Raw genomic sequence first — 6,618 nt, forward strand, 5'->3', positions numbered from 1 at the left:
CGTCATGACGAGCCGACTCGGCAGGGTTCTACGTCAGGATGAGCCGACTCGACGGATCAGCGGGGGTTGATCCAGTTGATCAGCTGGCTCATCGAGATCATCAGGTCGTCGAGCCGTCGCTCCATGCTGTCCAGGCGCGCGTTGACGTTGTCCAGCGTGGCGTCGGTGCGCTCCATCCGGCTCTTGAGCGCGTGGAACTCCGCCGTATGCATCTGCTGCATCGTCAGCAGATCGATCATGATCGCCTCGACGTCGTTCGCGGACAGGCGGCCCCCAACGCCATGCCCCGAGTAGTTCATGGACATGACGTGAATCCTGTCACGTCAGCTGGTGCCACACGTGGGGAATGTTGTTTCGCTTGGGTGAACTTGCCTACGCGTGCATCAACTGTTGGTCAGAAGAGTCTCTCGGTCGGATCATCGAGTCCGCGAAGCGCGTCGTAGTCGACGATCGCGCAGGTGATGCCGCGGTCCTCGGCGAGCACTCGCGCCTGGGGCTTGATCGCCTGGGCGGCGAAGATCCCGCGCACAGGGGCGAGCAGAGGGTCGCGGTTGAGCAGCTCGAGATAGCGGGTCAGCTGCTCGACGCCGTCGATCTCGCCACGCCTCTTGATCTCGACGGCGACCGACTTCCCGTCGGTGTCGCGGCACATCAGGTCGACCGGCCCGATCGCGGTGGGGAACTCGCGGCGTACGAGGGTCAGCCCCTCGCCCAGCGTCGCAGGGTGGTCCGCGAGGAGCTCCTGGAGGTGCTTCTCGACGCCGTCCTTCTGCAGTCCGGGGTCGATGCCGAGGTCGTGGGACGACTCGTGGTGGATCTCGTCGATCAGGATGCGGAGCGTGTCGTCCGTCTTGGAGGTGACCGTCCACTCGACCCGGCCATCGTCGGACTTGCCCTCCGAGAGGACGCAGGGCGGCGACATCCAGTTGAGGGGCTTGTAGGAGCCCCCATCGGAGTGGACCAGCACCGATCCGTCGGACTTGAGCATCAACACTCTGGTCGCCATCGGAAGGTGGGCGGTGAGCCGCCCGGCGTAGTCGACCTGGCAGGTGGCAACGACGAGTCTCACCCGGAGAAACCTACAGCACCGCGTGGTGTGAGCAGCCTCACGCCACAGAGGGTTACTCGCGGGTAATAAAAATGGCAGTCTTCCGTCGCATGACGGTTTCGATCCAGGGTTCCATCCACGACGTGCTCGTACTGCCCTACCTCAACCACGCGATTCGCATGCTCGAGTCGGGCTACGCCACCGCCACCGACATCGACAACGCCATGCGCTTCGGCTGCGGCTACCCCAAGGGTCCGCTGGCCATGGTCGACGAGATCGGCCCTTCGGCCGTACGCGACGCGCTGGCCGCCCGCTTCGAGGAGACCGGCGACAACCTGCACAAGCCGGCCGACCTGCTCACCAAGACGGCCGAGGAGTCCGGGTCGTTCACCGGAGCCGCCGGCAGCGACGTACAGTCTCCGGAGCTGCGCCACACGATCGAGAAGATCGGCGTGGTCGGCACCGGCACGATGGCCTCGGGGATCATCCAGGTCTTCGCGCAGGCGGGCTACGACGTCGTGTTCGTCGGCCGCTCCCAGGAGAAGCTCGACGGGGTCGTCGCCGGCATCACCAAGGCGCTCGACAAGGCCATCGCGAAGGGTCGCTCGGACGAGGAGACCAAGGTTGCGGTGCTCGGCCGCCTCACCGGATCCACCTCGCGCGAGGACCTCGCTCAGGCCGACCTGATCGTCGAGGGCATCGCCGAGGACCTCGACATCAAGACCCAGCTCTTCAAGGACCTCGACCGCATCGCGAAAGTGGGTGCGATCCTCGCCACCACGACCTCGTCGATGCCGATCACCGAGCTCGCCAAGGTCACCTCGCGCCCCGGTGACGTCATCGGGATGCACTTCTTCAACCCCGCGCCGGTCATGAAGCTGGTCGAGGTGGTCACCACCGATCTCACCTCGCCCGAGGTCGACGAGACCGTCAAGGCGCTCTCGCTCGCGGTCAAGAAGGTCCCGGTCTCCTGCGGCGATCGCTCCGGCTTCATCGTCAACGCCCTGCTGTTCCCCTACCTCAACGACGCTGTCAAGCTGCACGAGTCCGGCGTCGCCATCGATGAGATCAACGCGACGATCAAGGAGACCGCGGGTCTCCCGATGGGTCCCTTCGAGCTGCTCGACGTGGTCGGCAACGACGTGTCCCTCGCGATCCAGTCCGAGCTCCGCAACGAGTTCGGCGAGCCCGGCTTCGAGCCCGCCGCCCTCCTGGTCCAGAAGGTCCAGGACGGCAAGCTCGGACGCAAGACCGGCGAGGGCTTCCACACCTACTAGGCCGAGAAGTCACCTCTGCAGGCCGAGAAGTCACTTATGCGGATCGAGCCGTCACTCCGGTGACGGCTCGATCGCATTTCTGACGCCTCGGCCTGCGGGGGTGACGTCTCGGCCTGCATTTCTGACGCCTCGGCCTGCAGAGGTGACGTCTCGGCCTGCAGGGGTGACTTCTCGGCGGTCAGGGGTGGGGGTAGCCGCGGCGTACGGCTCGTTCCAGGACTCCCAGGGTGGCTCGGATCGACTTCTCGTCGATGACCGGGAAGATCGGCTTCCAGTCGGGGGCGGCGGTGGACCAGTCGCAGTACGAGGTGACGCGGGTGTCGCCGGAGTCGAGCCGTTCGAGCTCGTAGCCGAAACGGTGGCCGATCGGCGGCTTGACCGTGCCGTCGATGGTCCACTCGATCGACCGGTCGGGCTCGAACCCGGTGATGATCACGGTGACGTCGTACTTGCCCAGCGGGTAGTCGCCGAGGGCCTCGCGGTCCATGTGAACTACGAACCGGTCGCCGACCGCGGACACCGTCGATCCTTCCGCGGACTGGAGCATGCCGGCGGCGTCGATGGCGACATGGCCGTCGGGGTCGATGAGAACAGCGAAGATGTCGGTGGGGGAGGCGGGGATGATCCGCGCGGCGTCGATGCGCTCGACCTCGACGGGGTCGGCGGTCTGGGTCTGGTCGGTCATGGTCCGAATCTAGCGGCGTCCTGAAGTGCCTGGCATCACACCATGGCAGGATGCGGGGCATGAGTGAGCGCACGATCGAGACTGTCGGAGTCGTCGGCCTGGGCACCATGGGTGCCGGCATCGCGGAGGTGTTCGCCCGCAACGGGTTCACCGTCGTCGGAGTGGAGCGGGACGAGGAGGGACTCGAACGCGGCAAGGAGCATCTGGCGCACTCGACCGGGCGCGCGGTCAAGCGCGGCAAGCTCAGTCCAGAGGAGCAGGAGACGCTGCTCGGCAGGATCACCTTCGCCACCGACCCGACCGCGCTCAAGGACGCCGACTTCGTGGTCGAGGCCGTGGTCGAGTCGATCGAGCTGAAGAAGAAGATCCTCGCCGACCTCGACGAGATCGTCGCCCCCGACGCGATCCTGGCGACCAACACGTCCTCGCTCTCGGTCACCGAGATCTCGACCGCCTCGCAGCGGCCGGGGCGCGTGGTCGGCGTACATTTCTTCAACCCCGCTCCGGTGCAGAAGTTCGTCGAGATCGTACGCACCGTGGTGACCGAGCCGGAGGTGCTCGAGGACGCCCGCGAGGTCGTCGGCAAGCTCGGCAAGTCGCCGGTGGTCTGTGGCGACCGGGCGGGCTTCATCGCCAACGCGCTGCTCTTCGGCTACCTGAACCACGCGGTCTCGATGTTCGAGGGCCACTACGCCACCCGCGAGGACATCGACACCGCGATGCGGCTGGGCTGCGGCTACCCGATGGGGCCGCTGGCGCTGCTCGACCTGATCGGGCTGGACACGTCCTACGAGATCCTCGACACGATGTACCGCCAGGGCCGCGACCGCCTGCACGCCCCCTCGCCGATCCTCAAGCAGATGGTCACCGCCGGGATGCTCGGACGGAAGTCGGGCCGTGGGTTCTACACCTACGAGGCGGCGGACTCGCCGATCGTGGTGCCGGACGCGCTGACGCCGAGTGCCGACGCCACGCATGAGCTGCGCCGCAAGATCTCGAAGGTGGGCGTCGTCGGGACCGGCACGATGGCGTCGGGCATCGTCGAGGTCTTCGCCAAGGGCGGCTACGACGTGACGTACGTCGGTCGCAGCTCCGACAAGGTCGACGGTGTCGCCGCGCGGATCACCAAGAGCCTCGACAAGGCGATCGGACGGGGCAAGCTTGAGGAGTCGGCGAAGCCGGAGATCCTCGGCCGGCTCACCGGCACGACCTCGCTGGACGACCTGGCCGACGTCGACATCGTCGTGGAGGCGATCGCCGAGGACCTGGCCATCAAGACCACGCTCTTCGAGAACCTCGACGACATCTGCAAGCAGGGTGCGATCCTGGCGACGACGACATCGAGCCTGCCGGTCATCGAGCTCGCGAAGGTGACCAAGCGGCCGGCCGACGTCGTCGGGATGCACTTCTTCAACCCGGCGCCGGTGATGAAGCTGGTCGAGGTCGTCTCGACGGTCACGACGGCCGAGGACGTCTCCGAGACCGTTCGGGCGCTCTGCTCGAACGTCGGAAAGTCGCCGGTCTCCTGCGGTGACCGGGCCGGTTTCATCGTCAACGCGCTGCTGTTCCCCTATCTCAACGACGCGGTGAAGATGCTCGAGGGGCACTACGCGACCGCCGACGACATCGACACTGCGATGAAGCTCGGCTGTGCGCTGCCGATGGGCCCCTTCGAGCTCCTCGACGTGGTCGGCAACGACGTCTCCCTCGCCATCGAGAAGGAGCTCTACCTCGAGTTCCGTGAGCCGGGCTTCGCGCCCGCGCCGCTGCTGGAGCACCTGGTCACCGCGGGCTACCTCGGTCGCAAGACGGGCAAGGGGTTCCGCGACTACTCCTGAGGTCTCGACAGGCTCGACCACCGACGCTCGACCACCGTGGCGGTACGCTGAAAACGTGGGACTTCTGATCGCACTCCTCATCGTCGTCGCGGTGATCGGGACCGTGGTGGTGACCAACAAGCGCTCGCAGGCGCGGGCGCTGGAAAAGCAGCGCGCGGATCTCGAGCCGGTCAAGCAGCTCGCCTTCGAGGACGTCACCGCGTTCGGTGAAGAGCTCCAGAAGCTCGATCTGGACATGGCCGGAAAGGCGCTCGACGAGGGCGCCAACGACGACTACCAGCGAGCGCTCGACGAGTACGAGACCGCGAAGCGGGCTGTCGACAAGATGGAGAAGCCCGAGGACGTCAAGGGCATCACCGAGATCGTCGAGGACGGTCGCTACGCGGTGGCGTGCGTTCAAGCACGAGTCGCCGGCGAGGCGCTGCCGACCCGGCGCCCGCCGTGCTTCTTCGACCCTCGCCACGGGCTCTCCGTCGAGGACGTGGAGTGGGCGCCTCCGGGCGGCACCTCACGTGACGTACCTGCCTGTGCTCTCGACGCCGAGCGGGTCAAGGCGGGCGCCGAGCCCGACACCCGCAAGGTGATGGTGGGCAACGAGCGCGTGCCCTACTGGCAGGGTGGCCCCGCCTACCGGCCCTACGCCGCAGGCTACTTCGGCGCCTTCTCGCCGATGGACTGGATGTTCGCCGGGCTGATGTTCAGCGCGTTCGGCGGCTTCGACGCCTTCGGTGAGATCGGTGAGGGCATGGGCGACGCCATCGGCGGCATCGGCGAGGGCATGGGTGACATGTTCGGCGGGATCGGCGACGGCATCGGTGACATGTTCGACGGCTTCGACTTCTAGCGTTGTCGCTCCCGTACGATCCTCCGGTGACACTTCATACGCTCGAGCTCGGCGAGACCGGCAGCCGGGTCGTCTTCCTGCACGGACTCTTCGGCCAGGGCCGCAACTGGAACACGCTCGGCAAGCAGCTGGCTGCCGAGCACCGGGTGAGCCTGGTCGACCTGCCCCACCACGGACGCTCGCCGCAGCCGGAGACGTTCGACTATCTAGGCGTGACGGCGTCGGTCGCCGAGCTGCTCTCGGCAGACGATCCCGCCACCGTCGTCGGCCACTCGATGGGTGGCAAGGTGGCGATGCTGCTCGCGATCACCCGCCCCGAGCTGGTCGCGAAGCTCGTCGTGGCCGACATGTCCCCGGTCGCCTATGAGAAGGCCCGCGACTTCAAGACGTACGTCGATGCCTTGAACGGTCTCGACCTCGGCTCGATCACCCGCCGCGACGACGCGGACGCCGCGCTGCAGGATGCCGTTCCCGATCCGACCGTGCGCGGCTTTCTGCTGCAGAACCTGCGCCGTGACGGCGACGGCTGGCGCTGGGCGATGAACCTGCCGGTCCTGGGGCGCGACCTGGACCGCATCGGCGCGTGGCCGGCCGACGACCTGAAGGCGTTCGAGCCGTACGACGGCCCGGTGCTGTGGCTGGCGGGGGAGCGGTCCAACTACATCGCGGACGAGTATGCGCCGGCGATGAAGGAGTGGTTCCCGCGCTATCGCAGGGTGACCATCAAGGGCGCCGGCCACTGGGTCCACTCCGAGAAGCCGGAGACCTTCCTCGCGGCACTCGAGCAGTTCCTCGCCTCCTAGTGTCCCGCGCCGAGAGTCCGTGCCATAAGTCGTGCGATGCGTGCGTGCATCGCAAGGCGGCGTCGCGACGGGGCGGTTTCAAGCCAGGGACGCAACACCTGGGTGTGGTGGTTGAGAGAGTAG

At 66.9% G+C, this 6,618-nt stretch carries 7 protein-coding genes; 4 read left to right on the top strand and 3 right to left on the bottom strand.

Annotated features, from left to right (window positions below; genetic code table 11):
- Positions 1-56: 56 nt before the first annotated feature.
- A complete protein-coding gene (locus ACRDPS_RS16045; RefSeq protein WP_431502654.1) occupies positions 57-305 on the bottom strand; it encodes a hypothetical protein in 249 nt (82 codons plus the stop codon).
- Positions 306-394: 89 nt separating this feature from the next.
- A complete protein-coding gene (gene nucS, locus ACRDPS_RS16050) occupies positions 395-1,069 on the bottom strand; it encodes an endonuclease NucS (RefSeq protein WP_431502655.1) in 675 nt (224 codons plus the stop codon).
- Positions 1,070-1,158: 89 nt separating this feature from the next.
- On the opposite strand from nucS, the gene ACRDPS_RS16055 reads away from it, so the two are divergent.
- Entirely contained in the window at positions 1,159-2,325 is a 1,167-nt protein-coding gene (locus ACRDPS_RS16055; RefSeq protein WP_431502656.1) for a 3-hydroxyacyl-CoA dehydrogenase NAD-binding domain-containing protein, read from the top strand.
- Positions 2,326-2,503: 178 nt separating this feature from the next.
- Here ACRDPS_RS16055 and ACRDPS_RS16060 read toward each other — a convergent pair whose 3' ends face one another.
- Complete coding sequence (locus ACRDPS_RS16060) at positions 2,504-3,010, bottom strand: polyketide cyclase (RefSeq protein ID WP_431502657.1); 507 nt, start codon at positions 3,008-3,010, stop codon at positions 2,504-2,506.
- Positions 3,011-3,069: 59 nt separating this feature from the next.
- Between ACRDPS_RS16060 and ACRDPS_RS16065 the strand changes: the two genes are divergently transcribed.
- Genes ACRDPS_RS16065 through ACRDPS_RS16075 form a run of 3 tightly spaced genes read left to right on the top strand, consistent with a single transcriptional unit; the run spans position 3,070 to position 6,495 of the window.
- Positions 3,070-4,848: a 3-hydroxyacyl-CoA dehydrogenase family protein gene (locus ACRDPS_RS16065; RefSeq protein WP_431502658.1), complete on the top strand. Its 1,779-nt coding sequence runs from the start codon at positions 3,070-3,072 to the stop codon at positions 4,846-4,848.
- Positions 4,849-4,903: 55 nt separating this feature from the next.
- Entirely contained in the window at positions 4,904-5,692 is a 789-nt protein-coding gene (locus ACRDPS_RS16070) for a hypothetical protein (protein WP_431502659.1), read from the top strand.
- Positions 5,693-5,718: 26 nt separating this feature from the next.
- Complete coding sequence (locus ACRDPS_RS16075; RefSeq protein WP_431502660.1) at positions 5,719-6,495, top strand: alpha/beta fold hydrolase; 777 nt, start codon at positions 5,719-5,721, stop codon at positions 6,493-6,495.
- Positions 6,496-6,618 lie beyond the last annotated feature (123 nt).

It is taken from the genome of Nocardioides sp. (genome assembly GCF_050699375.1).
GTDB lineage: Bacteria > Actinomycetota > Actinomycetes > Propionibacteriales > Nocardioidaceae > Nocardioides.